Here is a 13966-nt window from a genome sequence, read left to right on the forward strand (position 1 = left end):
TTCCCAGGAACACCCGCGTCGTGACTTTCAAATAGGGGGGCGCACCCGGCAAGATAGCGGGGTTGGTCGACAGCCCCTACATCCCCTCGGTGGCATCCTCAGTGACTCAGATTCCGACGTGGAGCGGCGGCAACACTGCTCCCACCAGCGGACGCGCAGCCCCGGGCACGCTCATCGGCGGGCGGTACACGCTCCGCGCGGCGGTGGGGCACGGCGGCATGGGCACGGTGTGGCGCGCGGCGGACACGCTGCTGCGCCGCGACGTGGCCATCAAGGAGGTCGTCCTCCCGCCTGGCCTGGCTCCCAGCGACCGCGACTCGATGTACGAACGGACCATGCGCGAGGCCCGCGCCGCCGCCGCCCTTCAGCACCCGGCCGTCGTGCAGGTCTACGACGTCGTGCACGAGAACGGCCGCCCGTGGATCGTGATGGAGCTGCTCGACGCGCGCAGCCTCGCCGACATGGTGATCGAGGACGGGCCGGTCACGCCCCGCGTCGTCGCCAAGATCGGCATCGCGCTGCTCGGCGCGCTCGAGGTGGCGCACGCCCACGGCGTGCTGCACCGCGACGTCAAGCCGGCCAACGTGCTGATCTGCTCTGACGGCCGCTGCGTGCTGACCGACTTCGGCGTCGCCCGCATGCCCACCGACGTGCAGCTGACCACGCCCGGCATGGTGCTCGGCTCGCCGCACTTCATCTCGCCCGAGCGCGCCATGGGCAGCGACTTCGGCCCGCCGAGCGACCTGTTCTCGTTGGGCGTCACGCTGTTCACCGCCGTCGAGGGCCGTCCGCCGTTCGACAAGGGCGACCCGATCGAGACCATGCACGCCGTGGTCGAGGACCCGCCGGCCCCAGCCGTGCGGGCCGGCTCGCTCACCCCGGTGCTGATGGGCCTGCTGGAAAAGGACCCGAACCGGCGGATGGACGTGCAGACCGCGCGCACGATGCTCCGGCAGCAGCTGGCCGGCCCGCTGGCCAGCACCAGCCCGCCGCACATGATGACCGACCCGTACTCGGTGGTTCCGGCCCAGCGCCCGCCGGCCGCGCCGGCCGAGACGCAGCCGCTGCCCCCGCAGCCGAGCGGTCAGATCGGCGGCCGGGCCATGCTCGCCCCCGGCGCGTCGCTCACCGACCACCTGGCCAAGCTCCAGCAGAGCAACGCCCCCACCCCCGGCGGCCGCCGGCGTGCTCCCGAGCCCGACGACACGCTGATGCCAGGCGCGGCGACCGGCTTCCTGCCGGCCGCCCACGGCGCCGACCCGACGAGCGTCATCCCACCCCGCGAGGCGTGGAACGGCGCCCGCGCGGCCGGCGAGCCGATGGGCGGCACGATCGTGCGCAGCCCGGCGGCCAAGCGCAAGGCGATGATCGACAACGCGGTCGGCTCGGCCAAGGCGGCCACCGGCAAGGCCGTCGAGACGTTCAAGGGCTGGCCGCGCAACAAGCAGCTGATCGCCGGCGGCGGCGCGCTCGCCCTGGTGATCGTGCTGGTGCTGGTCATCTCGCTCTCCGGCGGCGGCAGCGGCACGCCGACGACACCGGTCGCGCAGCCGGGCGCCAGCCAGGCCGCGGCCTCCGACGTCCAGACCCAGGACTACCAGGGCAACGACAAGGTCAGCGTCAAGGTGCCGGCGGGCTGGAAGAGGGCCGCGAGCGGCAACTACGTCGACTACGTCGACCCCGGCGACAAGCAGCGCAAGGTACGCGTCCTGGTCGAGCCGGGCTCGATCAAGCCGCAGCGGTTCGTCTCGGAGACGGCGCCCGGCACCCTCAAGAAGTCGAAGGCGTGCCCGTCGCCGTACAAGCAGGTCGACACGGCCGACGTCGAGGTCTCCGGGCAGCCCGGCGCCCAGTTCGAGTACACCTGCGGCAGCGGCGACGCCATGCGCCACGGCATCTGGCGGATGACGACCGCCGGCGGCAGCATGTACTCCTTCTACCTCACGACGTCGGACGCCAGCTTCGCCGACAGCAAGAAGTATTTCGACGCGATGGTGGAGAGCTTCAAAATCAACAGCTGAGGGCTGTGCTATCAATCCCTAGTGGCGCCTGACGACAACGAACTGCGAACTGAGCCGGCCCGCGGCGGAAAACCCCAGACAACCCCGTTGGAAGAAGCCGAGGCCTGGCTGGCCGACGATCCCGATCCGGCGAGCCGGGCCGAGCTGCGTGAGCTGATCGATGGGCTGCCGGGCACGGCCGACGAGCTACGCGACCGGTTCGCCGGGCCGCTGACCTTCGGCACGGCCGGGCTGCGGGGCCGGCTGCGCGCCGGGCCGAACGGGATGAATCTCGCCGTGGTCACGAGGGCGGCGGCCGGGCTGGTCGCCTGGCTCGCGGCCGAGGGCGGCGAGGGCCCGCTGGTGATCGGGTACGACGCCCGCTACGGTTCCCGCGATTTCGCCGAGCGCACCGCCCGCGTCGCCACCGGCGCCGGCCGCGAGGCGCTCGTCATGCCCTCGACCCTGCCCACGCCGGTGCTCGCCTACGCGGTGCGGGCGCTCGACGCGGTGGCCGGCGTGATGGTCACGGCCAGCCACAATCCCCCGCAGGACAACGGCTACAAGGTCTACCTCGGACGGCAGCTCGGCGGCCCGGCCGGCGACGGCGCGCAGATCGTGCCGCCGGCCGACTCCGGCATCGAGGCCGCCATCCGGGCGGTCGGCCCGGTCGCCGGGGTCCGGCTGGGCGTGCCGGGCACACTTCTCGACGAGAAGATCGTCCAGAGGTACGTGCAGAGCGCCGCGAACGTGCTCACGCCCGGCGGCCCGCGCGACCTGACCGTGGTCTACACCCCGCTGCACGGCGTCGGCGGTGGCACGCTGGCTGCCGCGTTCGTCACGGCCGGGTTCGGGATGCCGCCGTCGGTGACCGAGCAGGCCGAGCCCGATCCCGAGTTCCCGACGGTCTCCTTCCCCAACCCGGAGGAGCCGGGGGCGATGGACAAGCTGCTCGAACTGGCCAGGATGTGCAACGCCGACCTGGCTATCGCCAACGACCCGGACGCCGATCGCTGCGCGCTGGCCATCCCCGGCCCGGACGGCTGGCGTCCGCTGCGCGGCGACGAGCTCGGGGTGCTGCTCGCCGACCACCTGATCCGGCGGGGCGTGCCCGGCACGTACGCGACGACGATCGTCTCGTCGCAGCTGCTCGGCCGGCTCTGCGCGGCCCGCGGCGTGCCGTACGCCGAGACCCTCACCGGCTTCAAGTGGATCGTGCGGGCCGCCGAGGACCTGGCGTTCGGCTACGAGGAGGCGCTGGGCTACTGCGTGGCGCCCGCCCTCGTGCGCGACAAGGACGGCATCACGGCCGCGTTGACCGCCGCGGAGGTCGCCGCGGGCCTGCAGAAGGACGGCAAGGGCGTCCAGGACCGCCTGGACGAGCTGGCGGCCGAGTTCGGCGTGCACGCCACCGACCAGCTCTCGGTGCGGGTCGACGACCTCGCCGAGATCGGCGTGGCGATGGGCCGGGCCCGGCGGCAGCCACCGGCGACGCTGCTGGGCGCGCCGGTGACGGCCGTCGACGACCTGCTGCCGGAGAACGACGTGCTGACCTTCCGCACCGCCGCGGTGCGGGTGGTGATCCGGCCTTCGGGCACGGAGCCCAAGCTCAAGGCGTACCTGGAAGTGGTTGAAGAAGTCACCCAGGGCGACGTGACGACGGCCCGGGCCCGCGCGGCGGACGCCCTGCAGATCCTCCGTCAGGAGGTCGCCGCCGCGCTCGGCGTGTGACCGCTAAACCGGCTTGGGCGCGCCCAGCGCGGCGCTGATGGCCTTGCCCAGCGTGTGCACGACCAGCGCGACCGACGGGCGGACCACCGAGTCCTCCAGGTCGAGCGAGCCGGAGAAGCCGGCGCCCGCGGCGATCTGCTCGAGCCGCTGGTGCGCCCGCGCGCTCTCCTCGGGCGGCAGGCGCAGCGCCGGCTCCATGCGGCAGGCGACCAGCAGCGTGGCCAGCGCGGCCGTCCGCTCGTCGCACATGCTCTGGCCGGTCAGCGCCTCCGCCAGCCGGCGCCGGATCTCGGCCTCGTAGGCCGGGTCGGTGGTCGGATAGCGGTGGACGTGGATGAACTCCATCTGGGTCTCGTCCACGTCCTGCACCACGCCGCGGGCGACCAGGTCCTCGAGGACGCGCGAGCGCAGCCGGTGACGCAGCCGCTGCACCCACTGGCCCGGCGTGTGCGGCTCGTCGTCGGACGCCTTGGCGAGCACCGTGTCGGCGATCGGCTCGCCGGTGGGGGTCGGGTCGATCACCTTGAGGAAACCGTCGGAGTACGCGACCCGCCCCGCGAGCGCCAGGTCGACCAGCACGGCCGCGGCCATGCCGAGGTCCAGCCCGATGCGGGAACCGGTCGCCTTGCCGGTCTGGTCGTCGTAGGCGAGGAGGAGCAATTCCTCGGCGAGCGGAATGGAGGTCATGTGACGCAACGATAGTGGCCCGAGTCACGCGAGGAGATCGCCAGGTCGGGTCGAATCCTCACCGCTTCTCGGCGAGATCGGGCAGGACCCGGTCACGCTGCGCGAACCAGGCGAGCGTGTCCCGGATGCCGTCGGCGACCGAGTGCTCGGCGTGCCAGCCCAGCAGGTCGGCGGCGCGGGTGCTGCGGGTGTACGCCCCCGCCTGGTCGCCCGGGCGGGGCGGCGCCTGCTCGACCGCGACCGGGTCGTCGGCGACCCGGTTGAACGCCTCGACGAGCTCCAGCACCGTGGTGCCGGTGCCGGTGCCCAGGTTGATCACCTGGTACCGCTCGTCGCCGGCGAACAGCGTGTCGAAGACCTCGAGCGCGCGCAGGTGGGCGCCGGCCAGGTCCCACACGTGGACGTAGTCGCGGATGCCGGAGCCGTCGCGGGTCGGGTAGTCGACACCCGTCACCCGGAACGGCGCGCCGGCGCGGTGGGCCTCGATCAGCTTGCCCAGCGCGTGACTCGGCGCCGGAACCTGCAGGCCGGTGCGCATCTTGGGGTCGGCCCCGATCGGGTTGAAGTAGCGCAGCGACAGCACCCTCAGCCCGGTGGCGGCGGTGATGTCGGTCAGCATCTGCTCGACCACGAGCTTGGTCCGCGCGTACGGGCTCGAGGCGGCCAGCGCCGAGCTCTCGTCCACGCTGAACTCGTCGTTCGGCTCGTAGATCGAGGCGGACGAGCTGAACACCAGACGGGTGACGCCCCGGGCGACCAAGTGGTCGACGAGCTCGAGCGTCTTGGCCACGTTCTCCCGGTAGTAGTGGATCGGGCGGGCCACCGAGTCGGGCACGACGATCAGCGCCGCGCAGTGCACGACCGCCGAGATGTCCGGGTGCTCGTCGAAGACGCGGTCGAGAACGGCCCGGTCGGCGATGTCGCCCTCGTAGAACGGGCGCCCCTCGCAGAACTCGCGACGGCCGGTGACCAGATTGTCCAGAATGACCGGTTGATGACCCGCGTCGATCAGGCATGACGCGATCGTGCTGCCGATGAAACCGGCCCCGCCGGCGAGAAGCACCTTCACGGCGACGACCTTAGCTGGTGCACCACAGGTAATTTTTAGGAGAACGACGTCTTAACCTATGATGCTGCCGCCACGGGAGCCGTTCTCCGAAAGGACATCTCAGCGTGACCTCGCCCCACCCCCGGCCCGATGTCACGGTCGTCGTCATCGTCTACAACGACGCGGCACGGATCGAGACGGCGGTCCGGTCGGTGCTCGATCAGTCCTTGCGCAGCCGCGAGGTGATCGTCGTCGACGACCACAGCAGCGACAGCACCCCCGAGGTCATGGAACGGCTGGCCGCGCAGCACCCGGACGACGTGAAGTTCATCCGGCTGGCGGCCAACTCCGGGCACTGCGGCGCCCCGCGCAACGAGGGCGTCCGCAACGCCCGCGGCAAATACATCATGTTCCTCGACTCCGACGACACCCTCGACCGGCACGCCTGCCGCAACATGGTCGCGATGGCCGAGGAGTCCGGGGCCGACATGGTGATCGGCCGGTGCGTGCGGCACGACGTCGGCACCGGCAAGGAGCACTCCTGGATGCCGTGGCTGGTGCAGCGCAAGGTGGTCTACGAGTCGCTGCGCGACGAGCCCGAGCTGCTGTACGACGTGCTCTCCACCAACAAGCTCTACCGGCACGACTTCCTGACCCGGGAGAACCTCGTCTTCCTCGAGGACCGGTACTACGAGGACAACGTCTTCTCGGCGCACGCCTACCTGACCGCCAAGGGGATCGCGGTCATCCCGCAGCGGGTCTACACCTGGAACGTCGAGCGCCGGGCCGCCTCCCTCTCGATCACCAACCGTGCCCGGGACGTCCGCAACCTCACCGACCGGATCGCGGTCACCCGCCAGATCGACGCCTTGCTCGCCCGCTACGGCACCCCCGAGCTGCGGCTGCAGAAGGACATCCGGTTCATCGAGAACGACCTGCGCACCCACCTGGCCGGCATCGGCGACGCCCCCGAGGACGACCAGCGGCGGCTGATCGAGGTCGCCGGGCCGTACGTGCGCGGCATCGACCCCGAGGCGTTCAAGCAGGCCAAACCGCTGCCGGCGATCGCCGCCTACATGGCTCGGATGGACGACCTCGACGGCGTGGCCACCGCGCACGACTACATGGCCAACAAGGAGCACCGGGCGCACCTGACCACCACGCTCACCGTCCGCGACGGCCGGATCTTCTGGTGCGACCGGCACCTGGACGACCCGCTGGGCCGCGAGGTGCTCGACGTGACCGAGGTCGGCTTCCAGGACCTGCCGCTGGCCAAGCTCACCCTCGGCAGCCGGATCACCTCGGTGTCGCGCAGCGGCCGCGCGATCACGATCAGCGGCGTGGTCACCAACCCGCTGGGCCGGCTCGACGGCGCCTCCTCGGCGAAACTGGTCATGATCGCCCGGCGCAACCGGCGGCGCCAGTTCAGCGCCAAGGCCAAGGCCACCCCCGCCGGCACCCAGTTGACCTGGACCGCGACCGTCACCCCCGAGAAGGCGCCGCGGCCGATCGGCTTCGTCGACCCGGTCTACTCGTTCGCGTTGCGGGTCAAGGCCCGCGGCGAGACCTGCGACCTGCACCTGTTCGCCTCCGACGAGCTGACCGAGGAGCTCAGCCTGCCGGTGCGACCGCGGCTGTCCCGGCTGGCCGCCGACCGCATGGAGGCCTACAAGACCGACCGGGGCAACCTGGCGCTGCGGCTGTCGGCCGAGGGCAAGCGGGCCCGCGCCGGCGACGCGACCCTCAAGAAGGTGCGCTCCCAGCCGCTCGGCGCCCGCGCCTGGGGCAAAGCCGCGACGCTCCGGCGGGACGTGCGGCAGCGGCTCGAGAAGCGCAGGACCAAGCTGGCCTGGTACGACAGGGTCTTCTCGCGGATGCCGATCAGCAAGCGGACGATCGTCTTCGAGAGCCACATGGGCAAGCAGTTCTCCGACAGCCCACGGGCCATCTACGAGGAGCTCAAGCGTTCCGGCGTACGGTTCCGCGCGGTCTGGTCGTACGCGGACGAGCACCCGAACGGCTTCCCCGGCGACGTCAAGCTGGTGCGCCGGCAGTCGTACGCGTACCTGCGCGAGCTGGGCCGGGCCCGGTACTGGGTGGACAACCAGGGTTTCCCGCACGACCTGCGCAAGCGGCCGGGCACCACATACATCCAGACGTGGCACGGCTCGGCGTTCAAGCGGATGGGCTTCGACGAGGCGAACATCAAGCGCCAGACCGCGTCCCAGCAGCAGAAGCTCCAGGACGCCATCGACCGCTTCGACTTCTTCCTGGCGCGTACCGAGCACGACGTGCACACGCTGACCAAGGGCATGCGGGTGCACGCCGACCTGCTGCGCGTCGGGTACCCGCGCAACGACGTACTCGTGAATCCCACCAACGACAGTCAGGTCGACGCGCTGCGCAAGCAGCTCAATCTCCACGACGACCGCAAGGTGCTGCTCTACGCGCCCACCTTCCGCCCGGAGGAGATCGCGACCGGGTCGAAGGGCCTGACCCTGCCGTTCTCGCTGGACGACTTCGTCGAGCGCTTCGGCGACAAGTACGTGCTGCTGATCCGCCCGCACTACCTGGTCTCGTTCGCGCTGCCGCCGATGTACGCGCACTCGGTGCGCAACGTCGCCAACGTGCACGACGTGACGCCGCTGATGCAGATCGCCGACGCGGTCATCACCGACTACTCGTCGCTGATGTTCGACTACGCGCTGCTCGACCGGCCGCTGATCTTCCACGTGCCCGACTACGACGACTATGTGGGCAGCAGCCGCGGCTCCTACTTCGACCTCGCCGAATTCGCGCCCGGCCCGCTGACCCGCACCGAGGACGAGCTGTTCGCCGCCCTCGCCGACCTGGGCGAGCTCAAGGAGCGGTACGCCGAGCGGCACAACGCCTTCACCGCGAGGTTCTGCGAGTACGACACCGGCACCGCGGCCAAGGCGGTCGTCGACCGATTCTTCGCCCAGGGGGCACGCCGTGGCTGAGCCCCGGGACATCTTCATCGTCACCAACGCCGTCGACGAGCTCGGCGGCCTCCAGCAGTGGGCACACGACGTGTCCGGGCTGTTCACCGCCCGGGGCAACCGGGTCACGCTGATCGGCGTCGAGCCGGCCAACGTCTACCGCGACTACGGCTCCGATCGGCCGTACGAGACGGTCACCCTGCACGACCGCCGACTGCCCCGCAAAGGTGACGCCTTCTGGCGTCGCCGCCGCGCGGCGCAACAAGCCGTCGGCGCGCGCAAGCTCACCGAGCTGTTCCAGGCGGCCCGGCCGGGCGGCGTGGTGATCGCGGCCCAGGTGTGGGCGGGCGAGTGGGTGGCCGCGGCCGACACCACCGGCCTCATCACCGTCGGCATGTCCCACGAGTCGTTCGAGGCCAGCAAGGACAGCAGCCGCTACAACCGGGCCCGCATCTACTACGAGGACCTGGACATCCACCTGGCGCTCACCGACGCCGACGCGGACGGGTGGGCCCGGGCCGGCATGACCAACGTCGGCGCGATGCCCAACCCGCTGATGACCGTGCCCAGGACGCTGCCCACGCTCGACGAGAAGACGGTCGTCACGCTCCGCCGCCTCTCCCACGACAAGGGCATCGACATGCTCCTGGAGGCGTGGGCGCTGGCCGGGCCGCAGTTCCCCGACTGGCGACTCAAGGTCTTCGGCTCGGGTCCCGACGAGGAGGCGCTGCGGGCGCAGGCTCGCGAGCTGGGCCTCGACGACACCCAAATCTTCCAGGGCCAGACCGACAACATCGACGCGGCGCTGAGCGCCGCCTCGATCTACGCGCTGCCGTCACGCGAGGAGGGCTTCCCGATCGCGGTGATGGAGGCGATGGCGTACGGGCTGCCGACGGTCGCCTTCGACTGCGCGCCCGGCATCCGCGAGCTGATCGACGACGAGGTCAGCGGCGGCCTGGTGGTGACGGCCGGTAACGTGCCCGGCATGGCATCGGGGCTCGAGCGACTCATGAAGGACCGCGACCTGCGCGGGCGGCTGGGCGAGGCCGGCCAGCAGTCGGTGCGGCGGTTCTCGCCGGACAGCGTCATCGACCGCTGGGAAGCGCTGTTCGCCTTGCTGGAACGATGAGAGCCACGCTGGCCACCCTCGGCTACGTCTTCGCCGAGGACGGCAAGAGCATCCTGATGATCCGCCGGGACGCCCGCCCCGACGACATCCATTACGGCTACTACAACGGGCTCGGCGGCAAGCTCGAGCCCGGCGAGGACGTCGCGGCCGGGATGCGCCGGGAGATCCACGAGGAGGCCGGCATCGAGTGCACGTCACTCGAGCTGGCCGGCACGATCTCCTGGCCCGGCTTCGGCAAGGACGGCGGCAACTGGTTCGGGTTCCTCTTCCGCGTCCCCGCCTGGACCGGCACTCCGCTGACCGCCAACGACGAGGGCAGCCTGCATTGGATCCCACTCGCCGACGTCCTGTCCGGCAACGTACCCATGTGGGAGTCGGACCGACATTTCCTACCGCTGGTCTTCGCCGACGCCCCCACCGTCTTCCACGGCGTCATGCCCTTCGCCAACGGCAAGGCCCAGAGCTGGAGTTACTCCACTCTCTAGAACCGCCGCATCCCACCGAACTGGCGGTCGCCGGCGTCACCCAGACCAGGCACGATGTAGGCCTTCTCGTTCAGCCCCTGGTCGATCGAGGCGGTCACCAGCCGCAGCGGCAGCCCCGACTCCTTGAGCCGGGAGATCCCCTCCGGCGCCGCCAGCACGCAGCAGATGATCACGTCGGTGCAGCCGCGGTCGACGAGCAACCGGCAGCAATGCAGCAGCGACCCCCCGGTGGCCAGCATCGGGTCGAGCACCAGCACCGGCTGCCCCGACAGGTCAGCCGGCAGCGACTCCATGTAGGCCCGGGGCTCGAACGTGTGCTCGTCGCGAGCCAGCCCGACGAACCCCATGGACGACTCCGGCAGCAGGGCCAGCGCCGAGTCCGCCATCCCGAGCCCGGCCCGGAGCACCGGGACGATCAGCGGCGGGTTGGCCAGCCGGATGCCCTCGGTGGGCGCGACCGGCGTGGTGATCGGGTACTGCTCGACCGCGAACGAGCGGGCGGCCTCGTACACGACCATCGTGGTGAGCTCGTGCAGGGAGGCTCGGAAGACGCCCGAGTCGGTCTCCGCGTTGCGCATCGCGGTGAGCCGGGTCTGGGCCAGCGGGTGATCTACGACGAGTACGTCCACGGCGCCAACCTACCGGTCAGTCAAGATCAAATGTTACCGGCCTGCGTAGAATCCTTTTCATGACTGCGACAGCGACGTCGACCGCCAACCTGCGGGCCCTCCTGCACGGGCTTCCCGGGGTCGACAAGGTGGGCGTCGAGGCCAGGGCGGCCGCGCTCGGCACCCGATCGGTGAAGACGACCGCCAAGGCGAAGGCCATCGATCTGGCCATCCGGATGGTCGACCTCACCACGCTCGAGGGCGCCGACACGCCGGGCAAGGTGCGCGCCCTGTCCGCCAAGGCGCTGCGCCCCGACCCGGCCGACCCGTCCTGCCCGTCCGTCGCGGCGGTCTGCGTCTACCCGGCCATGGTCCCGGTGGCCGCGTCCGTGCTGCGCGGCAGCGGGGTGCACCTGGCCAGCGTGGCCACGGCGTTCCCGTCCGGCCAGGCGCCGCTCGACGTCAAGCTGGCCGACACCCGCGACGCGGTGGCCGGCGGCGCCGACGAGATCGACATGGTGATCAGCCGGGGCGCGTTCCTGGCCGGCGACTACGCCAAGGTCTTCGACGAGATCGTCGCGGTCAAGGAGGCGTGCGGCGACGCCCACCTCAAGGTCATTCTCGAGACCGGCGAGCTGGGCACGTACGACAACGTCCGCCGCGCCTCGTGGCTGGCGATGATGGCCGGCGCCGACTTCATCAAGACCTCCACCGGCAAGGTCCCGGTCGCGGCCACCCTGCCGGTCACGCTGATCATGCTGGAGGCGGTGCGCGACTTCCGGTCGCAGCACGGGCGGCAGGTGGGCGTCAAGCCGGCCGGCGGCATCCGTACGACGAAGGACGCCATCAAGTACCTCGTGCTCATCAACGAGACGGTCGGAGACGACTGGCTGTCTCCGGACTGGTTCCGTTTCGGCGCCTCCTCGCTGCTCAACGATCTGCTGATGCAGCGCACCAAGCTCACCACCGGCCATTACGCCGGTCCGGACTACTTCACGCTGGACTGAGGCCAAATGTTCGAATACGCCCCGGCACCCGAGTCGCGGTCGATCGTCGAGATCGCCCCCACCTACGGCCTGTTCATCGACGGCGAATTCTCCGACGGCAAGGGCACCTTCAAGACCGTCAACCCGGCCAGCGAGGAGGTCCTCGCCGAGGTCGCCCTGGCCGCCCCGGAGGACGTCGACCGGGCCGTCGCGGCCGCCCGCCGCGCCTTCGGCCCGTGGTCGGCGCTGCCCGGCGCCGAGCGCGCGAAATACCTCTTCCGCATCGCCCGCATCATCCAGGAGCGCTCCCGCGAGCTGGCCGTGCTCGAGTCGCTCGACAACGGCAAGCCGATCAAGGAGTCGCGCGACGTCGACCTGCCGCTGGTCGCCGCGCACTTCTTCTACTACGCGGGCTGGGCCGACAAGCTGGCGTACGCCGGTTTCGGCCCGGATCCGAAGCCGCTGGGCGTGGCGGGCCAGGTCATCCCGTGGAACTTCCCGCTGCTGATGCTCGCGTGGAAGATCGCGCCCGCGCTCGCCGCCGGCAACACGGTCGTCCTCAAGCCGGCCGAGACCACCCCGCTGTCGGCGCTGTTCTTCGCCGACGTCTGCCGCCAGGCCGACCTGCCGCCGGGCGTCGTCAACATCATCACCGGCGCCGGCGACACCGGCCGCTACCTGGTGGAGCACCCCGACGTCGACAAGGTCGCGTTCACCGGCTCGACCGAGGTGGGCCGCCAGATCGCCCGCTCGGTCGCGGGCACCGGCAAGAAGCTGACGCTGGAGCTGGGCGGCAAGGCGGCCAACATCGTCTTCGACGACGCCCCGATCGACCAGGCCGTCGAGGGCATCGTCAACGGCATCTTCTTCAACCAGGGTCACGTCTGCTGCGCGGGCTCCCGGCTGCTGGTGCAGGAGTCGATCGCCGAGGAGCTGCTGGCCTCGCTCAAGCGGCGGATGGCCACGCTGCGCGTCGGCGACCCGCTCGACAAGAACACCGACATCGGCGCGATCAACTCCCGCGCGCAGCTGGAGAAGATTACCGAATTGTCGGAAATTGGTGGTTCGGAAGGTGCCGAACGCTGGTCGCCGCCGTGTGAGCTGCCCGACCGCGGCTTCTGGTTCGCCCCGACGATCTTCACCGGCGTGACCCAGGCCCACCGGATCGCCCGCGAGGAGATCTTCGGCCCGGTGCTGTCGGTGCTCACCTTCCGGACGCCGGACGAGGCCATAGAGAAGGCCAACAACACGCCGTACGGATTGTCGGCCGGCATCTGGACGGACAAGGGCTCCCGCATCCTGGCCGTGGCCGACAAGCTGCGCGCCGGGGTGGTCTGGGCCAACACCTTCAACAAGTTCGACCCGACGTCGCCGTTCGGCGGTTACAAGGAATCCGGTTACGGCCGCGAGGGTGGCCGGCACGGCCTGGAGGCGTACCTTGCCTAAGTCAGCCACCAAGGCGCCGAAAGCCGCGGCACCCGCCCGCCTCTCGGTGCGCAAGACCTACAAGCTTTACGTCGGCGGGGCCTTCCCCCGCAGCGAGTCAGGACGGACCTATCTCGTGGACGGCGACAACGTGGCCCTCGCCTCCCGCAAGGACGCCCGGGACGCGGTCGTGGCGGCCCGCAAGGCGCAGCCGAAATGGGCGTCCGCCACCGCCTACAACCGTGGCCAGGTCGTCTACCGCATCGCCGAGATGGTCGAGGCCCGGCGGGCCGAGTTCGCCGCCCTCGGCGTCGCGGCCGACGAGGTGGACGCCGCGATCGACCGCCTGATCTGGTACGCGGGCTGGTCCGACAAGATCGCCCAGGTGGTCGGCAACGCGAACCCGGTCGCCGGCCCGTTCTTCAACCTCTCCTCGCCCGAGCCCACCGGAGTGGTCGGCGTGGTGGCCCCGGCGTCGCTGCTCGGCCTGGTCAGCGTCGTCGCGCCGGCGATCGTCACCGGCAACACGGTGGTCGTGCTCGCGGCCGGCCCCCAGGTGGCGATCACCTTCGCCGAGGTCCTGGCCACCTCCGACGTGCCCGGCGGCGTGGTGAACATCCTCACCGGACGCGCCCCCGAGACGGCGCCCTGGCTGGCCTCGCACGACGATGTCAACGCACTCGACCTGACCGGGGTGACGGATCCCGAGCTCGCCGCCGAGCTGGAGCGCTCCGCCTCCGGCACGCTCAAGCGGGTGCTGCGCCCGCGCGGCGAGGTCGACTTCCGGGACGATCCCGGACTACGCCCGATGACCGCTTTGCTGGAGACCAAGACGGTCTGGCACCCGAAGGGTTTCTGACCCTCCTTTGTCGGCCGATGCGGAAGTACGGGGGACGGTCGGTCCACT

11 protein-coding genes are annotated in these 13966 nt (G+C 70.8%); 8 read left to right on the forward strand and 3 right to left on the reverse strand.

The window, feature by feature from the left end; genetic code table 11:
• Positions 1 to 101: 101 nt before the first annotated feature.
• Together ACQPZX_RS45910 and ACQPZX_RS45915 are read left to right on the forward strand one after the other, a co-directional pair.
• Positions 102 to 2021: a serine/threonine-protein kinase gene (locus tag ACQPZX_RS45910; protein ID WP_433370658.1), complete on the forward strand. Its 1920-nt coding sequence runs from the start codon at positions 102 to 104 to the stop codon at positions 2019 to 2021.
• Between the two features lie 87 nt (positions 2022 to 2108).
• On the forward strand, positions 2109 to 3731 hold the full coding sequence (locus ACQPZX_RS45915) for a phospho-sugar mutase (RefSeq protein WP_433370661.1): 1623 nt from the start codon (positions 2109 to 2111) through the stop codon (positions 3729 to 3731).
• Between the two features lie 3 nt (positions 3732 to 3734).
• On the opposite strand, the gene ACQPZX_RS45920 is transcribed toward ACQPZX_RS45915, so the two are convergent.
• Entirely contained in the window at positions 3735 to 4418 is a 684-nt protein-coding gene (locus tag ACQPZX_RS45920) for a GOLPH3/VPS74 family protein (RefSeq protein WP_433370663.1), read from the reverse strand.
• Positions 4419 to 4476: 58 nt separating this feature from the next.
• Positions 4477 to 5487 carry a UDP-glucose 4-epimerase GalE gene (gene galE / locus ACQPZX_RS45925; RefSeq protein ID WP_433370666.1) on the reverse strand — a complete coding sequence of 337 codons (1011 nt, stop codon included), beginning with the start codon at positions 5485 to 5487 and terminating at the stop codon, positions 4477 to 4479.
• Between the two features lie 104 nt (positions 5488 to 5591).
• Here galE and ACQPZX_RS45930 point away from each other — a divergent pair, with 104 nt between their 5' ends.
• Genes ACQPZX_RS45930 through ACQPZX_RS45940 form a run of 3 tightly spaced genes read left to right on the forward strand, consistent with a single transcriptional unit; the run spans position 5592 to position 10040 of the window.
• Positions 5592 to 8447, forward strand: a complete 2856-nt coding sequence (locus ACQPZX_RS45930; RefSeq protein ID WP_433370669.1) for a bifunctional glycosyltransferase/CDP-glycerol:glycerophosphate glycerophosphotransferase — start codon at positions 5592 to 5594, stop codon at positions 8445 to 8447.
• A complete protein-coding gene (locus ACQPZX_RS45935) occupies positions 8440 to 9555 on the forward strand; it encodes a glycosyltransferase (protein WP_433370672.1) in 1116 nt (371 codons plus the stop codon). Before ACQPZX_RS45930 ends, ACQPZX_RS45935 begins: the two co-directional genes overlap by 8 nt.
• Entirely contained in the window at positions 9552 to 10040 is a 489-nt protein-coding gene (locus tag ACQPZX_RS45940; RefSeq protein WP_433370674.1) for an NUDIX hydrolase, read from the forward strand. The genes ACQPZX_RS45935 and ACQPZX_RS45940 overlap by 4 nt, the downstream gene beginning before the upstream one ends.
• On the opposite strand, the gene upp is transcribed toward ACQPZX_RS45940, so the two are convergent.
• Positions 10037 to 10669, reverse strand: a complete 633-nt coding sequence (gene upp / locus ACQPZX_RS45945; protein ID WP_433370677.1) for a uracil phosphoribosyltransferase — start codon at positions 10667 to 10669, stop codon at positions 10037 to 10039. The genes ACQPZX_RS45940 and upp overlap by 4 nt on opposite strands.
• A gap of 59 nt (positions 10670 to 10728) precedes the next feature.
• On the opposite strand from upp, the gene deoC reads away from it, so the two are divergent.
• Genes deoC through ACQPZX_RS45960 form a run of 3 tightly spaced genes read left to right on the forward strand, consistent with a single transcriptional unit; the run spans position 10729 to position 13918 of the window.
• The gene (deoC, locus tag ACQPZX_RS45950; protein WP_433370679.1) at positions 10729 to 11655 is read left to right on the forward strand and encodes a deoxyribose-phosphate aldolase; all 927 of its coding nucleotides are present in this window, start codon (positions 10729 to 10731) and stop codon (positions 11653 to 11655) included.
• A 6-nt stretch (positions 11656 to 11661) separates the two neighbouring features.
• Complete coding sequence (locus ACQPZX_RS45955; RefSeq protein WP_433370681.1) at positions 11662 to 13080, forward strand: aldehyde dehydrogenase family protein; 1419 nt, start codon at positions 11662 to 11664, stop codon at positions 13078 to 13080.
• A complete protein-coding gene (locus ACQPZX_RS45960; RefSeq protein WP_433370684.1) occupies positions 13073 to 13918 on the forward strand; it encodes an aldehyde dehydrogenase family protein in 846 nt (281 codons plus the stop codon). The genes ACQPZX_RS45955 and ACQPZX_RS45960 overlap by 8 nt, the downstream gene beginning before the upstream one ends.
• Positions 13919 to 13966: the final 48 nt, after the last annotated feature.

Origin of the sequence: Actinoplanes sp. CA-142083, from assembly GCF_050942195.1 — a bacterium.
Lineage (GTDB): Bacteria > Actinomycetota > Actinomycetes > Mycobacteriales > Micromonosporaceae > Actinoplanes.